The sequence below is a fragment of the Streptomyces coffeae genome, assembly GCF_016741875.1.
GTDB lineage: Bacteria > Actinomycetota > Actinomycetes > Streptomycetales > Streptomycetaceae > Streptomyces > Streptomyces coffeae.
This window is the reverse complement of record NZ_JAERRF010000003.1, coordinates 258111-275549: the sequence shown is the minus strand read 5'-3', so window position 1 is coordinate 275549 and position 17439 is coordinate 258111. Positions and strand designations below refer to the sequence as shown.

Below are 17439 nucleotides of genomic sequence, written 5' to 3'. Positions count from 1 at the left end.
GTGGACGGCCCCTTACGGCTTCACTGCTGGGCGCTGCTGCATTGCGGGACCAACTCCCTCTCCTCTTCCGAAAGGGTGGGGCCGGGCTTCGGAGTAGGAGACTTCGTCGGTGTCGGCTTGGAGGTGGCCTCGGCGGCCCGCGTCTGCACCTCGTTCGTTTTGCTGTCGTTCTGTGCCGGCCCGCCGCTCCCGGCGGATCTGCCCTGGCTGGGCGTCGCCTTGTCGGAGCCGCCGCTGTCCCGGCCGTCACCGCCGGTGAGGTCCTTCTGCCGGTCCTCGGCCTTCTTCTGGGCGTCCGCCTTCCGGCAGGCCCCGGCGAGGGTGGCGAGATCCTTGGTCTTGTCCCGGGCCTGGCCGAGATTGCTCACCGCGATGGTGTCCTCCACCCGGCCGCGCTGGTCGGTCGGGAGGTACTTGAGTTCGATCTCGCGGTGGTCCTCATGGACCTTGTTGAGCTTGATCCAGGCGAGGTCCTGGCTGATGCCCTGGTAGATCGCGACATGGTCGCCATTGGCGCCCACGTAGTACTGGGTCTGGGTCCAGCGGTAGCCGCCGTAGAGCCCGCCACCGATCACGGCCAGGCCCAGCGCGATGTACAGCGAGCGCTTGACCCATGCCTTGCGGCCGCTCTTCTTGGTCAGATCACCGCTGGCGTAGTCCCCGTAACTGCCCTCGGGCGCCATGTCGACGTCCGGTCCGCTTCCGGGCGGGCCGAACCCGCCCTGGGCGTCGCCCTGATGCGGAACGGAACGGTTGGACCGGCCGAGCTCGGCCGCGCGGCCGGCGGGGGTGGAGGCGGCACCGCCGTCGCCCAGGGGGACCTGGTTCTCGGCGACCGCGCCCACGATGACCGGGGTGTCGTTGAGCTGCGCGGCCGGGGTGTCGTTGCCGTCCACGTCCAGGACGTCGGCGACGATGCAGGTGATGTTGTCGGGGCCGCCGCCGCGCAGGGCGAGCTGGATCAGCTCCTGCACGGTCTCCTGGGGGCCCTGGTAGCTGGCGAGGGTGTCCTCGAGCGTCTGGTGGCTGACCACTCCGGACAGACCGTCGGAGCAGATCAGATAGCGGTCCCCGGCCCGGACCTCACGGATGGAGAGATCGGGCTCGACGTGGTCGCCGCTGCCCAGGGCGCGCATCAGCAGGGAGCGCTGCGGGTGGGTGCCCGCCTCCTCCTCGGTGATCCGGCCCTCGTCGACCAGGCGCTGCACCCAGGTGTGGTCCTGGGTGATCTGGGACAGCACGCCGTCGCGCAGCAGATACGCGCGCGAGTCGCCGACATGCACCAGGCCCAGCCGCTGGCCGGTCCACAGCAGGGCGGTGAGCGTGGTGCCCATGCCCTCCAGCTGCTGGTCCTCCTCGACCATCACGCGCAGCTGGTCGTTGGCCCGCTGCACGGCGCTGCCCAGGGAGGTCAGGATGTCCGAGCCCGGGATGTCGTCGTCGAGCTGGACCAGGGTGGAGATCACCTCGGAGCTGGCGACCTCGCCGGCGGCCTGGCCGCCCATGCCGTCGGCGATGGCGAGCAGCCGGGGCCCGGCGTAACCGGAGTCCTCGTTGCCCTCCCGGATCATGCCCTTGTGCGATCCGGCCGCGAAACGCAGTGACAGACTCATGCGCACCTCGCCCGTCGGCTCCGGGTACAGCCCCTTGCCAACCACGCTGCCCACCCTCCGGTCGTCATGGTCCTACTACTTCCGCAGCTCGATGACGGTCTTGCCGATGCGGATCGGCGCGCCGAGCGGAATCGGTGTCGGTGTGGAGAGTCGGGTCCGCTCGAGATAGGTGCCATTGGTGGACCCGAGGTCCTCGACGATCCACTGGCCGTCACGGTCGGGGTAGATCCTGGCATGCCTGCTGGAGGCGTAGTCGTCGTCCAGCACGATTGTTGAATCGTGCGCACGGCCGAGGGTGATGGTCTGCCCCTGGAGGGCGACCGTGGTGCCGGTCAGCGTGCCCTCGGAGACCACCAGCTTGGTGGGGGCGCCGCGGCGGCCGCGGCCCCCCGACTGCTGGCGCTGCGGCGGCGGAGTGGCCTGCTGCCGCTGTTGCGCTTGCTGCCGGTCCGGGGCGCCGCGTCGCGCCGCACCGCGCTGGGTCACGCGGGTCCCGAACAGGTCGCTACGGATGACCTGAACGGCCACGATGACGAACAGCCACAGTACGGCGAGGAAACCCAACCGCATGACCGTGAGGGTCAGCTCTGACATTGCCCCCGCTTCACCCTTCGGCTTGCCGGTAAACGATGGTGGTGCTGCCCACGACGATCCGCGAGCCGTCGCGGAGCGTAGCGCGCGTGGTGTGCTGTCCGTCCACCACGATGCCGTTGGTCGACCCGAGGTCCTGAACGGTCGGCGGGGTACCGACCCGGATCTCGCAGTGTCGGCGGGAGACACCTGGGTCGTCGATCCGCACGTCAGCGTCGGTGCTGCGGCCCAGCACCAGAGTGGGCCGCGAGATCTGATGGCGGGTGCCGTTGATCTCGATCCAGCGCCGTGTCTGGCCCTGGGGCTGCGGGCCGGGGCCCGCTCCGGTTCCGCCGGTGCGGGGCACCGGACGGGCGCCGGGGGGCGCGGCGGGCATCGGCGGCGCACCCGCCGGCTGGGCGGGGTAGCCATGACCACCGGGGCGCTGGTGCGGGGCACCGGCGCCGCCGCGGGCCGAAGCGGCGGCCGCCTGCGGGTTCTGGGACTCGCTGGAGGCCAGCGTCCGGCTGCGCACCCGGTACAGGCCGGTGTCGAGGTCCTCTGCCTTTTGCAGATGGACCTTGATCGGGCCCATGAAGGTGTAGCGCTGTTGCTTGGCGTAGTCGCGCACCATACCGGACAGCTCGTCGCCGAGTTGTCCGGAGTATGGGCTGAGGCGGTCGAAGTCGGGCGCGCTCAGCTCGACGATGAAATCGTTGGGGACGACGGTCCGGTCGCGGTTCCAGATAGTGGCGTTGTTGTCGCATTCGCGCTGGAGCGCGCCCGCGATCTCGACCGGCTGGACCTCGGACTTGAACACCTTGGCGAAGGTGCCGTTCACGAGTCCCTCGAGTCGCTGCTCGAAGCGCTTCAGTACTCCCACGGGGCACCTCCTTCCTCAGTCGTGCTCAGTGTCGTCCTGGTACTGCTTACTGATCGTATCCACGCGTCGGGAAATCGGGTGGTTCCCCTTCCTGGCCCTGTGGAGCAGTGTCACCTCTCACAGGATCGTAGAGGTGCCCTCACGACAGTGTCCCGCAACCGCGACGCTCTCAGAGTGGGCGGGGGCGGGGCCATCGGATACAGGTGTGATTCCACCCTGCACAGCGTGCTAATGTTCTGGATGTCGGAAGGCGCGCCGCCCCGAACCGGAGGGATCCGAGGATCCACCGGGGAGCGGAGGAGCATCGTACGGCAGCACCCATGCGCGGGTGGCGGAATAGGCAGACGCGCTGGATTCAGGTTCCAGTGCCCGAAAGGGCGTGGGGGTTCAACTCCCCCCTCGCGCACCAGTCGAAGCGGGCCTCTCCAGAGTGACAAAAGTCGCTCGGGAGGGGCCCGCTTCGCGTTTGGCTCCGGATGCGCCGGCGGTTCGGGTTCGTCGGCGGAAGGGCCTCCCTGGTCCAGGGAGGCCCTTACTCAGTGCCCTCGCGGCCAGGCGGACCGGGAACGGGACGGCCTGGGTCGGTCGGGTGGACCGGAGCGGCTCAGGCGGCGAAGCGGGAGGCGAGGACCTTGGCCTTGGCGGCCGCGTCCTCGTGGGCCTTCGCCTTGGAGGCGTCCGCCAGCTCGATCAGGTTGGCCATGGCCGGATTGGTACGGGCCAGCGTGAGCTCCGGCACAACGAACTCGACCTCGAGGCCGAGTGCGCCGTTCAGAGCCTTGTCGAGGTAGGTCGTGACGAATTCGAAGCTCTCCCGCGGGGTGCCGGGGCCGTAGCCCCCGCCACGGCTGGCGACGACGACCGCCGGGGTGCCGGAGGTGGTGGTCTGCTCCGCGCCCGCGGTGCGACCCATGATGATCACGTGGTCCAGCCATGCCTTGAGCGTGGAGGGAATCGTGAAGTTGTACATCGGGGCGCCGATCAGGACCGCGTCGGCCCGCTCCAGCTCACCGGCCAGGGTCTCGCGCAGCGCGAAGGCGTCGTGCTGCTCAGGAGTGCGGTCATCGGCGGGCACGAATCCGGCGTGGGCGGCGGCTCCGTCGAGGTGGGGCAGCGGCTCGGCGACCAGGTCGCGGTAGATCACCGTGCCGTCCGGATGCTGGGCCTCCCACTCCTTGCGGAAGGTGGCGGTGACAGCGCGAGAAGCGGAGGCGTCGCCGGGCCAGACGGACGAGTCGATGTGCAGAAGCGTGGGCATGGGGTGTCTCCGTGTGACGAGGGGCGGCGTAGGGCCGCTCTTTTCTACGTACCTACTGATAGCACAGTAGCTTACTTTTTCGCAGTCCCGAACGATGGCGCAGTAGTCTGTATTCCATGGCGGACGGCGGTGGGTGCGAGCAGCGCAACGAGCAGGCGTGCAAGCAGGTCGATTCCTCGATGACGCGCGTCTTCGAACTGTTCGGAAAGCGGTGGACCGGGCTGATCGTCGCGGTGCTGACCGAACAGGAGGCGTACTTCGCGGATCTGCGGAGGGCGATCCCCGGAATCAGCGAGCGGATGCTGTCGGACCGGCTCACCGAGCTGGCCGCGGCGCGGCTGGTGGTGCGGGAGGTCGATGCGGGACCGCCGCTGCGGGTGGCCTACCGGCTGACGGACACGGGCCGGGCGCTGGAGCCCGCGCTGAAGGAGCTGGCGCGGTGGGCGGAGAACCATCTGCCCGAGGGCGGTGGCTGCCCGGAGCAGTTCCGTCGCTGAGCGCTCCGGCGCTGTGGGCTTGTTGCTTGCTGTTCCTGAGCGTGTGAGCTGGGGCTTCGGCACGTTCGAAAGGGTTTTCCACAGGCTCTGACGGGCCGGTGCGGCGGGCGGTACGGTCTGGGCAGTCGAGGTGATCCGGTCGTCGGAGCCGGTCGGACGCTCGGTGCGGTGCGGATGCCGCCGGCGCGTGGGCGACGGCGGACGAGGGGAACGGGGGGCGCCATGACGGGCGATGAGAGCACCGGAAGCGGCGGGGGCGACAGCGGCACGATCGGTGCGGCCGCGGGCGTGGGCGCGGTCGGCACGGGCACGGATGTCGGTGGCGGTGCGCGGGCGGGCGGAGCGGTCCGCCGGCTGCCGCTGGTGCCGGGCTTCGCCGCCTGGCACGGAGATCAGCCGTCACCCAAGCAGGAGGGGAAGGCGCTGCGGAAGCGGGTACCGCGCTCGGTGCATGCCGAGGCACCGCCCGCCGTCGGCCGGCCGGACGCGGTGACGGCGGTCGAGCGGTCCAACGCCGGACGGCTGCCGGAGCTGACCCCGATACGGGTGGGGCGGATGGTCGCCACCCCCTTCTCCTTCCTTCGCGGTTCGGCCGGGCTGATGGCGCACGATCTCGCGGCCACCCCGGTGACCGGCATAGGGGCCCAGCTGTGCGGGGACGCCCACGCCGCGAACTTCGGGCTCTACGGAGACGCCCGTGGCGGCCTGATCATCGATCTCAACGACTTCGACGAGACCGTGCACGGTCCGTGGGAGTGGGATGTGAAGCGGCTCGCGACCTCGCTGGTGCTCGCCGGGCGGGAGGCCGGAGCGGACGAGGACGTCTGCCGGGCCGCGGCCCATGACGCGGCGGGGGCCTATCGCCGCACGGTGCGGCTGCTGGCCAAGCTGCCCGCGGCGGACGCGTGGAACGCGATCGCGGACGAGGAGTTGGTCTCGCACACGGACGCCAGGGATCTGGCGGGGACGCTGGAGCGGGTGGCCGAGAAGGCCCGGCGGAACACCAGCGCGCGGTTCGCCGCCCGCGCCACGGAGGCCGTGCCGGAGGAGGATTCGCCGGGCCGACCCGGGGCCCGCCGCTTCGTGGACGCGCCGCCGGTGCTGCGGCGGGTGCCGGACGACGAGGCGGCGGCGGTGGCGTCGGCGCTCGGCGAGTATCTGGGGACGCTGTCCGAGGACCGGCTGCCGCTGCTCGCCCGGTACGAGGTGCACGACGTGGCGTTCCGCGTCGTCGGGACGGGCAGCGTGGGCACGCGGTCGTATGTGGTGCTGCTGCTCGACCACCGGGGCGAGCCGCTGGTGTTGCAGGTGAAGGAGGCTCGTCCGTCGGTGCTGCTGCCGCATGTGCGGGCCGCCGGGTTCGCGGTGCCGGAGGCCGGACACGAGGGGCGGCGTGTGGTCCTCGGCCAGAAGCGGATGCAGGTGGTCAGCGACATCCTGCTGGGCTGGACCACGGTGCGGGGGCGGCCGTATCAGGTGCGGCAGTTCCGGAACCGCAAGGGGAGTGTGGATCCGGCGGCACTGGCCGCCGACCAGATGGATGACTACGGGCGGATGACCGGGGCGCTGCTGGCGCGGGCGCACGCCCACAGCGCCGACCCGCGGCTGCTGGCCGGTTACTGCGGCAAGGGGGAGGAGCTGGACGAGGCGGTGGCCGCCTTCGCGGTGGCGTACGCCGACCGCACCGAGGCCGACCACGCGGAGCTGGTCGCGGCGGTGCGCTCCGGGCGGGTCGCGGCGGAGCTGGGGGTGTGAGGTTCGGGCGCGGCCGGGGGCCGGACGTAGGCTGAGCGGGTGACGAACCCGGAAGCGCAGCAGCAGGCACAGCAGTCGGTGTCCGAAGCCGAGCCCCAGGCGGAATCGCAGGACGGGTCCGAGGAGGCCCGGTCGGCCGAAGAGGCGCAGGCCACCGAGCGCCTCGAGCGGGCGGTGCGGGCGGCCGAGCAGGCGCTGATCGAGTTCGAGATCGCGGTGGAGACCTTCCGGGTGGAGGTGGAGAACTTCTCCCGGCTGCATCACCAGCGGCTCGGGCCGATGTACTCGCGCCTCGACGAACTGGACGCACTGATCGCGGAGGCGGTCGCGCAGCGCACCGGTGACCCCGAGGACCTGCGCAGGGCGCGGGAGGCGCGGGGGCTGGTGCAGCCGATGCCGGGCGTGGAGGAGCTGTTCCACGGCTGGATCGACTCCGACGGCCTCTCCCCGGAGGCGGCCGCGATGCTGACCGAGAAGCCGGTGCAGCCGCCGCCGCGGGTACGGCCGAGCGAGGAGGCGCGCCGGATCTACCGGGAGCTGGCCCGCAAGGCGCATCCGGATCTGGCCGAGGAGGAGGCCGAGCGGGAGCGGCGCGGGGCGTTCATCGTGCGGGTCAACGCCGCCTATGCGGCCGGAGATGTGGAGACCCTGCGCACGCTGGCCGACGAGTGGGCGGCCGGACCTCCGCCGCCGGAGCGGCGCGCGAGCCGGAGCGAGGAGCTGTACGCCCGGCTGGAGTGGCTGGCCGAGCGCAAGGAGATGCTGGCCGCCGTCGCCGCCGAGCTGGAGTCCAGCGCGATCGGCGCGATGATCAAGATGGCGCCGGAGGATCCGGACGGACTGCTGGACGAGATCGCCGAGCAGCTGCTCGCCCAGGTCTCCGAGAAGGAGGCCCGGCTGGCGGAGCTGGCGCGGTAGTAGGTTTTCTGTCGGCTGACGGATGCCGCAATGGCGTGTGAGAGGTGTGTGTGATGCATTTTGCCCAGCTTCCCCAGGTGGAGGCCGCGGCCGTACCCGCCGACGGCTTTCTGCTGGACGTCCGGGAGGACGAGGAATGGGCGGCCGGGCATGTCGAGGGCGCGCTGCACATTCCCATGGGCCAGGTCGTCGCCCGGTTCGGTGAGCTGACCGAGGCGGTGGGCGACGGTCGGCGGGTGCATGTGATGTGCCGGGTCGGCGGGCGTTCCGCGCAGGTGACGCAGTATCTGGTCGCGCAGGGCCTGGACGCGGTGAATGTGGACGGCGGCATGCTCGCCTGGCATGTGGCGGGCCGCCCCATGGTCTCCGGCCAGGACAACAGCCCCGAGGGCGCGTTCGTCCTCTAGCGGGGCGTTCTCCGGCGGCCGGTCATGGTGGCCTGCCCCGCTGGATACCGGTCCGGGCCGTGGGGCGCGTCGGCCGAGCTCGGTCCGCGCCCGGCGCCTGTGGCCGGGCGGGGGTGGTCGTGGTGGAATCGTGCGTCGCCGTTGTGTCGTGCGGTGCGGCCCACCTGCCCCGGCTGAGCCGGTGGGCGCGCTCACATCAGCGTTCGTTCGCGGGAGTTCGGCCCGCCCGGGCCCGGCCCACGTCGCCTGACCGGGGGAGTTCGTCCCATCGGGGCCGGACGGGGCGTCAGGCGACGGGGTGGGTGGCGAGGAGGGTGCCAAGGGCTTCCTCGTACGCGGCGGCCGGGCCGAGCGACAGCTCCAGCTGCTTGGCCCAGGCGTGATAGCGGTGCAGCGGATAGTCGGTGACCGCGCCGAAGCCGCCATGCAGATGCTGCGCGGTCTGCACCACGCGCCGTACGCCCTCGGCGGCCCACATCTTGGCGACGGCGACATCCGCCGCGAGCGGAAGGGCGCCGCCCGCCGTCGGCCGCTCCTCCTCCCTGCCGAGCCGCCAGGCGGCCTGCCAGAGGGTGACCTCCATCGCCCGCAGATCGATATAGCGGTCGGCGGCCTGGACGGCGACCGCCTGGAAGGTGGCGAGCGGATGGCCGAACTGTTCGCGACCGCTGACATAGGAGCTGGTCATCTCCAGCACCGCCGTGCCCAGGCCCAGGGCGAGGGCGCAGGTGCCGGTGGTGAGGACGTCCCGCAGCCACTCCCAGGCGCCGTCCGCGGACAGCACTTCGGCGGCGGACAGCCGCACCCCGTCCAGGCGGATTTCGGCCTGCCGCTCACCGCTGGTGGACACCTGCTCGTCGAGGACAACGCCGTCCTGGCGGCGGGGGACCAGTGCGAGGACCGTGTTGCCCGCGCCGGTATGGGCGGGGATCAGCACCCGGTCGGCGCCATGGGCCCAGGGGACGGCGGTCTGGACGCCGTCCAGCACCCAGCGGTCGCCGTCCTGACGGGCCTGGACGGCGAGTTCGGCCGGGTCATGACCGGTGCGCCCGTTCGGCGCGACAGTGAGCGCCAGCTCACCGCGCACCACCCGGGGCAGAACGTCGGCGCACAGCTCCGCGTCCCCGTACTTCTGCACGGCCAGGGCCGCCGCCCCGGACTCCAGCAGCGGCACCCGGGCCAGCACCCGGGCGGACTCCCGCAGCACCAGGCACAGGGCGATGAGGTCCAGCCCCGAACCGCCGTGGCCCGGGTCGAGCGTCAGGCCGAGGAGATCGCCTTCGGCGAGCCGCTTCCACAGCGCCCGGTCGAAGTCCTCCGCCACGGCCCCGCGGATCAATGCGGGGCTGGGCACACTGTCCGGTTCGACGGAGGCGAAGACGGCCTTCGCCGCCTCGACGGCAGCCTGCTGCTCCTCGGTGAAGGTGAAGTCCACTGTTCGTCCTCCCGCGCCGCGGCTCTGTCCGACGGCCGGTCAAGATAGAACAGGTTCTACAAGAAGGGAACGGTCACCACCGCGCTTCAGCGGTCGAAGTCCAACTCCACCCGCTCACCGACCGGATGGGACTGACAGGCCAGCACATAGCCCGCCTCCACCTCGTCCGGCTCCAGCGCGAAATTCCGGTCCATCCGCACCTCACCGGAGACCAGGAACGCCCGGCAGGTGCCGCACACCCCGCCCTTGCAGGCATACGGTGCGTCAGTGCGGTTGCGCAGCACGGTCTCCAGCAGCACTTCCCCGTCCTGCACCGGCCAGGTGCCCGAGCGCCCGTCCAGGGTCGCGGTCACCGAACTGTGCGAGGCGATATCGACCGGCCCCGGCACGGTCGAACCGGTCTCATCGGCGGTGTCGACATGGAAGATCTCCTGATGGACCCGGCCGCGGGCCACCCCCAGGCCGCGCAGCGCCCGCTCGGCGGCGCTCACCAGCCCATGCGGACCGCAGAGGAACCAGCCGTCCACCGACCCCACCGGCAGCAGCGCGGGCAGCAGCCCGGTCAGCCGCTCCTCGTCCAGCCGCCCGGAGACCAGCCCGGTCTGCTGCTCCTCCCGGGAGAGCGCGCACACCAGCTGGAACCGGTCGGGCCAGCGGTCCTTGAGGTCGGCGACCTCCTCCAGGAACATCGTGGACGCGGCGGTGCGGTCGCTGCGGATCAGACAGAACCGGGCCTCGGGCTGCCGCTCCAGCAGCGTCGCGGCGATGGAGAGCACCGGGGTGATACCGCTGCCGCCGACCACCGCGGCGAAATGGCCCGGCCGGGGAGCGAGCACAAACCGGCCCGCCGGCGCCATCACCTCCATGACCTCGCCGACGGCCAGCTCCTTGAGGGCGTAGGTCGAGAACTCGCCGCCCTCGACCAGCCGCACCCCCACCCGCAGAAACTCCGGGCCCTCCGCCCCGGGCGCCGGTGTGCAGATCGAGTACGTACGCCGGATCTCGGTGCCGTCCACGAACCGCCGCACCGCGATGTGCTGTCCGGGGACGAAGCGGAAGGTCTCCCGCAGCGCGGGCGGCACCCGCAGGGTGACGGCCACCGCGTCATCGGTGAGCCGCTCGACCGCCACCACCCGCAGCGGGTGGAACGCGCCATGGTGTGTGGTGGCCTCCACCACCGCTTCCGCGGCCATCACAACTCCTTGAAGTGGTCGAACGGTTCACGGCATGCCTCACAGCGGCGCAGCGCCTTGCACGCGGTGGAGGAGAAGCGGCTGAGCAGCTTGGTCTCGGTGGAGCCGCAATGCGGGCAGCGCACCGTCAGGTCGACGGCGACCGGCCCGCCCGCCTCCGCCCGCCGCGGCGAGGGCGGCGCTATCCCGGCCTCGGCCAGCTTGCGGCGGCCCTCCGGGCTGATCGCGTCCGTGGACCAGGGCGGGGAGAGCACCGTACGGACCGCCACCTCGGGGATCCCGCGATCGTGCAGCACCCGCTCGATATCGGCGCTCATCGACTCCAGCGCCGGGCAGCCGGTGTAGGTGGGGGTCAGCTCGACCTCGACCCGGCCCGGCCCCAGCACCCGCAGCCCGCGCACCACACCCAGCTCGGCGAGGGAGACCATGGGCAGCTCGGGATCCGGCACGGATCCCGCCAGCCGCCGCAGCTCCTCCTCGAGCGCGGTGGTGCCGGAGGCGTGGGCTGCCGGGGTCACCATGTCGCCCCCGGGTGACTGCGGTGCAGATGCTGCATCTCCGCCAGCATGCGGCCGAACGATTCGGTGTGGACGCCCTGCCGCCCGGCACCCGCGGCCCACGCACCCCGCCGTGGCCCCTCGGGCACGGCCAGCGTGGCGCGCTCCAGGACCGAGGTGAGGCGGGCCAGCCATGCGGTGTGCAGGGTGTCCCACTCCACCTCGCACCCTTCCACCGGCTCGAACAGCTCGCCGGTGAACCGCCACAGGGATTCCAGCGCCACCCGCATCCGCTCATGGCTTTCGGCGGTGCCGTCGCCGAGCCGCAGCGTCCAGTGCTCGGCGTGGTCGCGGTGGTAGGCGACCTCCTTGACCGCCTTGGCGGCGAGCGGGGCGAAGGGGCCGCCGCCCCGCGCCAGCCGCTCGTACAGCAGCTCCTGATAGGTGGAGAAGTAGAGCTGGCGGGCGATGGTGTGGGCGAAGTCCCCATTGGGCTGCTCGACGAGCTGCACATTGCGGAACGCCCGCTCCTCGCGCAGATAGGCGAGCTCGTCCTCGTCACCGGCCAGGGAGAGCAGCACCCGGGCCTGGCCGAGCAGATCAAGGGCGATATTGGCGAGCGCCACCTCCTCCTCCAGCACGGGGGCGTGGCCCGCCCACTCTCCGAGCCGGTGGGAGAGCACCAGTGCGTCATCGCCCAGGGCGAGGGCCGCGGTCACAGGTGCTGCACCCCTTCCGGGATCTCGTAGAAGGTGGGGTGGCGATAGGGCTTGTCGGCGGACGGCTCGAAGAACGGGTCCTTCTCGTCCGGCGACGAGGCGGTGACCGCGGTGGAGGGCACCACCCAGATCGACACCCCTTCCGAGCGGCGGGTGTACAGATCGCGGGCATTGCGCAGAGCCATCTCGGCGTCCGGCGCGTGCAGACTTCCGGCGTGGGTGTGGGAGAGCCCGCGCCTGCTGCGGACGAACACCTCCCACAGCGGCCACGCACCGCTCGGGCCACCACTCATGATTGTTCCTCCCCGTGCTTGGCCGCGTACGCGGCGGCTGCCTCGCGCACCCAGGCGCCTTCCTCATGGGCCCGGCGCCGCTGGGAGATCCGCTGGGCGTTGCACGGGCCATTGCCCCGCAGCACCTCGTGGAACTCGTTCCAGTCGATCGCTCCGAAATCGTGGTGGCCCCGCTCCTCGTTCCACCGGAGATCGGGGTCGGGGAGGGTCAGGCCGAGCGACTCGGCCTGCGGGACGCAGATGTCGACGAAGCGCTGGCGCAGCTCGTCGTTGGAATGGCGCTTGATCTTCCAGGCCATCGACTGGGCGGAGTGGGCCGAGGCGTCGTCCGGCGGGCCGAACATCATCAGCGACGGCCACCACCAGCGGTCCACCGCATCCTGCGCCATGGCGTGCTGGGCCTCGGTGCCCTTGCTGAGGGCCAGCAGCAGCTCATATCCCTGGCGCTGGTGGAAGGACTCCTCCTTGCAGATCCTGACCATCGCGCGGGCGTAGGGGCCGTAGGAGCAGCGGCACAGCGGGACCTGGTTGGTGATCGCGGCGCCGTCCACCAGCCAGCCGATGGCACCGACATCGGCCCAGGTCAGCGTGGGGTAGTTAAAGATCGAGGAGTACTTCTGGCGGCCGGTGTGCAGCTTGTCGAGCAGCTCGTCCCGGCTGGTGCCCAGGGTCTCCGCGGCGCTGTAGAGATACAGGCCGTGGCCCGCCTCGTCCTGCACCTTGGCCATCAGGATCGCCTTGCGCCGCAGCGAGGGGGCGCGGGTGATCCAGTTTGCCTCCGGCTGCATGCCGATGATCTCGGAGTGGGCGTGCTGGGCCATCTGCCGGACCAGTGACGCCCGGTAGGCATCGGGCATCCAGTCGCGTGGCTCGATGCGCTCGTCAGCGGCCAGAGCGGCGTCGAACACCGCCTCATACGCCCCGGCGTCCGCCGCCATCGTCGTCATGCGAAGCCCCTTCGCCATCCGTCCCCACCGACCGGCCAACCGACCGACCGATCGTTCGGTTCAATGGTGAGCCGCCGGAACGTAGGGTGTCAAGCCTGTGGATAACGCCGAGGGCGCTGTGCCGGCGGTTCCGCATGGGTACCGTTCCGGGGCGTAGGGGCCGCGGAGCGCGCGGCCGGACGGGCGGGCGCGAGCACCGGACACCATCGGGAGCGGGGCGGTATGGCGGAGACGGACGACGAGACGGCGGGACGGCTCGCCGTGCTCTCCCTGCCCGCTCAGCTGATCATCGCGGTGGCCACCGCGGTCGCGGCCGTCGCGGCGGCCATCCACCTCGGGATGGCGTTTCTGAACGTCTCGCCGCCCAATACGCTCAGCAAGCAGCACGGCGAGGCCATCGAGGACTACATCTATCCGGAGTTCGAGCGGAACTGGAAGCTCTTCGCTCCCAATCCGCTGCAGCAGAACATCGCCGTACAGTCCCGCGCCGAGATCCGCACGCCCGACGGCGGCACCGCGACCACCGGGTGGAGAAACCTCTCAGCAGAGGACGGCGCGGCCATCCGCCACAACCCGCTGCCCAGTCACACCCAGCAGAACGAGCTGCGGCGGGCCTGGGAGTTCTATGTCTCCTCGCATGATGAGCAGGACCGGTCGACCGGGGCCCGCGGTCCGCTCTTCGAGCAGTACATGCGCCGGATCGTGATGCTCCGCTTCGGCCGGGAGGAGGGCGGCGGCACCGTGGAGCGGGTGCAGGTGCGGTCCGCGACCACGCCCCTGGCCGCACCGCCGTGGAGCGACGAGAAGATCGACACCAAGACGCTCTACCGCGTACTGCCGTGGTGGACGGTGACCGGCGACGACCTTCCGGAGGCGAAGAGCCGGTGACCGTGCCCGCTGTCCCCGCGCACTCCTCCGAGCCCGACCCCGCGTCCGTCTCCGGAACCGTATCCGGCCCCGACCCCGCGTCCGGCGCCACGCCGCCGCCCGCCCCGGAGCGGCCGTCCGCCGGACCTGGTGCCCGCGCCCCGCTGAGCGCCCGGCTGCATTCCGCCGTGGCCCGCGGTCATGCCCGCGTCAGTGGCTCGGCTCTCGGCCCCTACCAGACCGCGATCGTCCGGATCGGCTTCTCCTTCACCTGGCTGCTCTTCCTGCTGCGCGAATGGCCCCACCGCCGGGAGCTGTACGGGCCCGGCGGCCCGATGAGCTGGGACATGGCCCACCGGCTGCTGGACACCAACCGCGCCTTCAGCGCACTGATATGGACCGACAGCACCCTCTGGTTCGAGATCGTCTACACCCTCGGCATCGTCTCGAGCGCGCTGCTGCTGCTCGGCTGGCGCACCCGCACCATGTCCGTGCTGTTCATGCTCGGGGTCCTGTCGCTCCAGAACCGCAGCATCTTCATCGGGGACGGCGGTGACAACCTCATCCATCTGATGGCGACCTATCTGGCACTGACCCGGTGCGGGCAGGTGTGGTCGCTGGACGCCCGCCGGACGGCGCGGCAGAAGGAGCCCTCCCGCGATACGACGGGCATCGTGCTCTGGGCCGTGCTGGGGCTGGTGCTTCTCTGGGCGCAGCTGTTCACCGAGGCCCGGCTCTTCCTGACGGCCGACGGGCCGTTGCCCGGCGTCGGCTGGGGCACCGTCCTGTGGGGGCTGTGGATCGTCCAGGCCGGCTGGTGGCTGGTGCGGCGCTACGCACCGGGGGAGCCGCGCACCGTCCTGGATGTGCTCGCCAATCTGGCGCACAACGGCGCACTGCTGGTGATCATGGGCGAGGTGTGTCTGCTCTACGCCTCGGCAGGCTGGTACAAGATCCAGGGCTCGCGCTGGCAGGACGGCACCGCCCTCTACTACCCGCTGCATCTGACCTACTTCTCGCCCTGGCCCGGGCTCGCCGACTTCATGGCGTCCAACGGCACGCTGGTGCTGGTGCTCACTTACGGAACCGTCATCATGCAGGTCGCCTTCCCCTTCACCCTGCTCAACCGGCGGGCCAAGAATGTGATGCTCGTCCTGCTGATGATGGAGCACCTGGGCATTGCGATCATGCTGGGGCTGCCCTTCTTCTCGCTCGCCGCGATCGCCGCCGACGCGGTGTTCCTGCCCACGGCTTTTCTGCTCTGGAGCGGAGCGAGGGCAGCCCGGCTCCGGGACCGGGTGCTGGCGCGGGTCCGGCGGCTGCGCGGGCCACGGGCTCCGGAGCGCGCTGAGGAGCCCCAGGCCCGTACGCTCATCGGGTGAGCAGCGACATCCACCCCGGCGACATCAACCCTGGCGGCATCCAGGCCGACAACATCCACGCCGGCGACATCCGTCCGCAGGAACCGGTCCAGTACGACGAGGGCTTCACCCCCGAGATCGGGGTCGGCCCGCACCCCCGCCCCTGGCCGTCCGGGGACCGCTACGACCCGGAGCTGCTCGAACACGGCGACCGCCGCAATGTCGCCGACCACTACCGCTACTGGACCCGTGAGGCGATCGTCGCCGATCTCGACACCCGCCGCCATGACTTCCATGTGGCCATCGAGAACTGGAGCCATGACTTCAATTGCGTATACGGAAGGGGTGTTGAGGTCCTAGCTTCGTGGTCATGAAGACCACGGAGCCCGAAGGGCCTTACTCCGCAGCCGAGTTGCCCCACTCCTACGCGATCGCCGAAGCAGCCCGCACCGCCGAGGACGTACCGCGCGCGGCCACGTACGGACGCCAGAGCCAGAAGAAGGAAGCCGACTCTCAAGGCTCGCCCCAAGCCCAGCGGAACGCCACTCACGCACTGTGCATAGCTCGCGGGTACACGCACGACCCGGAGACGGACCACTTCGAGGACATCGGGAAATCCGGCTACGACCCGTCGGCCCGCCGCCCGGGGTATGACGCCCTGATGGAAGCCGTACGGGCGGGGAAGTACGACGTGGTTGTGATCACGATGCTCTCGCGCCTCACGCGGCAGGGTGCGTTGGAGGCGATGAAGATCGAGGCCGAGATGCGCGCCCATGGCGTCACCCTCGTGAGCGTCCATGAGCCCTACTTGGATACGTCCACGCCGGTCGGTATCGGGATCTTCGCCATCATCGCCGGACTCGCTCAGCAGGAGTCGGAGAACAAGTCCGTGTTCATCACGGGCGCGAAGGAAGAGCACCGGAAGGTCGGCGGTCACGTCTCCGGAGGCACGCCGTACGGGTTCGAGGCGACACGTATCGTCCGCGACGGCTTCAAGATCACTCGGCTTGTCCCTCATACCGAGGAGCGGGAGCACGTCGAATTCATGGTCAAGTCAGCGATGGCCGGTAAGTCGGCCCACTGGATCGCTCGTGACCTCAATGACCGGGGAGTGCCTACCAAGCTGACCAACATGGGTGATAAGGCCGCTAACCGTCTGGCTGCGTCCAAGAAGGCGACACTCAACGAGAAGAAGAAGGACAAGCCGCCCCGGTGGACCGCTCTCGCGGTGCTCCGGGTTCTGCGTGATCCCCGGCTTGCTGGTTTCGCCATGGAGTGGATTGGTCGGAAGGCGCCGAACAAGAAGACCGGTGAGAAGGGGAGTATCGGGAAGCGAGTGCCGCTCCGTGGGGAGGACGGCGCTCCCATCGTGGCCCATGAAGGGATCATCAGTGCCGAAACCTGGTACGAGCTGCAAGACGTCGTGAACGGGCGCAAGATGACTCACAGCAACAAACGCGGAACGGATTCCCTGCTCGGCGGGTGGGGAATCCTTCGCTGCGACGTATGCGGTGAAGGAATGTTCCAGTCCCGTACCCATGGTGTCTACCAGTGCTACGTACGCGCTGCCGCTCCGAAGGGACACGGTGGACTCAACATTCGAATGGCAGCAGCGGACGACGCCGTGGCACGCAGGGTGTGGGGGAAGCTGCAAGCACTCAGCAGTGATCCGGAAGAGCTGGACGAGGAAGAGACGGCGCTGCTGCGCGAGGTGGCACGACGCTTCGCACACCAGCGAGACACGTCAGGACTCCAGCAAGAGCGGGCAGCGACAGAATCCGCACTCGCCTACACGCGGGAGTCACTGCGGACGGTCTACAAGGACCGTCGGGAAGGCGCGTACAGGGGCACCGTCGGCGAGGAGATGTTCCACGACTCCCGTAGGCGCCTTGAGGAGCAGGAAGCCCGCTGTGAGGCCCGGTTGGCTGAGCTCGACAAGGAAACCGAGCGAGCGACGACGCTACCGCTCAGTGACTGGCTCGGAGACAGCGACGGCGATCCCCTCGGGGAGGGGGCGCCTTGGGCAGTTTGGGACATGATGGAACGCCGGGCATTCTTGGCCCTGTTTGTGGATCGCGTGCACATCACGCCTGCTGTTGGTCGAGGAAGGCACGCGAAACCGGAAAAGCGTGTGCGGATCGACTGGGCCCGCAAGCCGAAGAAAGAAGAGGAAGTAAAGTAGCTCCGCCAGCATTAGGCTCCGCTTTGAGGTGGAAGCGGGGCATA

The 17439-nt window shown here is 70.3% G+C and carries 17 protein-coding genes, 1 tRNA gene and 1 pseudogene; 9 read left to right on the top strand and 10 right to left on the bottom strand.

Annotated elements, in window-relative coordinates:
- Positions 1-20: 20 nt before the first annotated feature.
- The 3 genes from JK363_RS05935 to JK363_RS05925 all read right to left on the bottom strand — a co-directional run bounded on the left by JK363_RS05935 (position 21) and on the right by JK363_RS05925 (position 3066).
- The gene (locus JK363_RS05935; RefSeq protein WP_215910602.1) at positions 21-1613 is read right to left on the bottom strand and encodes a PP2C family protein-serine/threonine phosphatase; all 1593 of its coding nucleotides are present in this window, start codon (positions 1611-1613) and stop codon (positions 21-23) included.
- Between the two features lie 75 nt (positions 1614-1688).
- Positions 1689-2207: an FHA domain-containing protein FhaB/FipA gene (locus JK363_RS05930; protein WP_201872141.1), complete on the bottom strand. Its 519-nt coding sequence runs from the start codon at positions 2205-2207 to the stop codon at positions 1689-1691.
- 10 nt (positions 2208-2217) lie between these two features.
- Positions 2218-3066: an FHA domain-containing protein gene (locus tag JK363_RS05925; RefSeq protein ID WP_201872140.1), complete on the bottom strand. Its 849-nt coding sequence runs from the start codon at positions 3064-3066 to the stop codon at positions 2218-2220.
- A 322-nt stretch (positions 3067-3388) separates the two neighbouring features.
- On the opposite strand from JK363_RS05925, the gene JK363_RS05920 reads away from it, so the two are divergent.
- Positions 3389-3475, top strand: a tRNA-Leu gene (locus JK363_RS05920).
- Between the two features lie 195 nt (positions 3476-3670).
- Here JK363_RS05920 and JK363_RS05915 read toward each other — a convergent pair.
- Positions 3671-4324, bottom strand: coding sequence for an FMN-dependent NADH-azoreductase (locus JK363_RS05915; RefSeq protein WP_201872139.1), 654 nt, complete (start codon positions 4322-4324; stop codon positions 3671-3673).
- 116 nt (positions 4325-4440) lie between these two features.
- Here JK363_RS05915 and JK363_RS05910 point away from each other — a divergent pair, with 116 nt between their 5' ends.
- From JK363_RS05910 to JK363_RS05895, 4 genes are all read left to right on the top strand, one after another.
- Complete coding sequence (locus JK363_RS05910; RefSeq protein ID WP_201872133.1) at positions 4441-4821, top strand: winged helix-turn-helix transcriptional regulator; 381 nt, start codon at positions 4441-4443, stop codon at positions 4819-4821.
- Between the two features lie 222 nt (positions 4822-5043).
- Positions 5044-6576: a DUF2252 domain-containing protein gene (locus JK363_RS05905; RefSeq protein WP_201872132.1), complete on the top strand. Its 1533-nt coding sequence runs from the start codon at positions 5044-5046 to the stop codon at positions 6574-6576.
- A gap of 39 nt (positions 6577-6615) precedes the next feature.
- On the top strand, positions 6616-7494 hold the full coding sequence (locus JK363_RS05900) for a hypothetical protein (RefSeq protein WP_201872131.1): 879 nt from the start codon (positions 6616-6618) through the stop codon (positions 7492-7494).
- A gap of 53 nt (positions 7495-7547) precedes the next feature.
- Positions 7548-7901, top strand: coding sequence for a rhodanese-like domain-containing protein (locus tag JK363_RS05895; protein ID WP_201872130.1), 354 nt, complete (start codon positions 7548-7550; stop codon positions 7899-7901).
- 286 nt (positions 7902-8187) lie between these two features.
- Here JK363_RS05895 and JK363_RS05890 read toward each other — a convergent pair whose 3' ends face one another.
- From JK363_RS05890 to paaA, 6 genes are all read right to left on the bottom strand, one after another.
- Complete coding sequence (locus JK363_RS05890) at positions 8188-9336, bottom strand: acyl-CoA dehydrogenase family protein (protein ID WP_201872129.1); 1149 nt, start codon at positions 9334-9336, stop codon at positions 8188-8190.
- Between the two features lie 86 nt (positions 9337-9422).
- Complete coding sequence (locus JK363_RS05885) at positions 9423-10529, bottom strand: 2Fe-2S iron-sulfur cluster-binding protein (RefSeq protein WP_201872128.1); 1107 nt, start codon at positions 10527-10529, stop codon at positions 9423-9425.
- Positions 10529-11050 (bottom strand): 1,2-phenylacetyl-CoA epoxidase subunit PaaD, encoded by a 522-nt coding sequence (paaD, locus tag JK363_RS05880; RefSeq protein WP_201872125.1) that lies wholly within the window; start codon positions 11048-11050, stop codon positions 10529-10531. The genes JK363_RS05885 and paaD overlap by 1 nt, the downstream gene beginning before the upstream one ends.
- Complete coding sequence (paaC, locus tag JK363_RS05875; protein ID WP_201872118.1) at positions 11044-11745, bottom strand: 1,2-phenylacetyl-CoA epoxidase subunit PaaC; 702 nt, start codon at positions 11743-11745, stop codon at positions 11044-11046. The genes paaD and paaC overlap by 7 nt, the downstream gene beginning before the upstream one ends.
- Complete coding sequence (gene paaB / locus JK363_RS05870) at positions 11742-12038, bottom strand: 1,2-phenylacetyl-CoA epoxidase subunit PaaB (protein ID WP_201872114.1); 297 nt, start codon at positions 12036-12038, stop codon at positions 11742-11744. Before paaB ends, paaC begins: the two co-directional genes overlap by 4 nt.
- On the bottom strand, positions 12035-12985 hold the full coding sequence (gene paaA / locus JK363_RS05865; RefSeq protein WP_201872112.1) for a 1,2-phenylacetyl-CoA epoxidase subunit PaaA: 951 nt from the start codon (positions 12983-12985) through the stop codon (positions 12035-12037). Before paaA ends, paaB begins: the two co-directional genes overlap by 4 nt.
- 222 nt (positions 12986-13207) lie before the next feature.
- Between paaA and JK363_RS05860 the strand changes: the two genes are divergently transcribed.
- From JK363_RS05860 to JK363_RS05845, 4 genes and pseudogenes are all read left to right on the top strand, one after another.
- Positions 13208-13873, top strand: a complete 666-nt coding sequence (locus JK363_RS05860) for a DUF5819 family protein (protein ID WP_201872110.1) — start codon at positions 13208-13210, stop codon at positions 13871-13873.
- Entirely contained in the window at positions 13870-15234 is a 1365-nt protein-coding gene (locus JK363_RS05855; RefSeq protein WP_372444717.1) for an HTTM domain-containing protein, read from the top strand. The genes JK363_RS05860 and JK363_RS05855 overlap by 4 nt, the downstream gene beginning before the upstream one ends.
- Positions 15235-15287: 53 nt before the next feature.
- A pseudogene (locus JK363_RS05850) lies at positions 15288-15542 on the top strand (rRNA methyltransferase); the annotation flags it as partial.
- A gap of 41 nt (positions 15543-15583) precedes the next feature.
- Positions 15584-17395: a recombinase family protein gene (locus JK363_RS05845; RefSeq protein ID WP_201872108.1), complete on the top strand. Its 1812-nt coding sequence runs from the start codon at positions 15584-15586 to the stop codon at positions 17393-17395.
- The last annotated feature ends 44 nt before the right edge of the window (positions 17396-17439 follow it).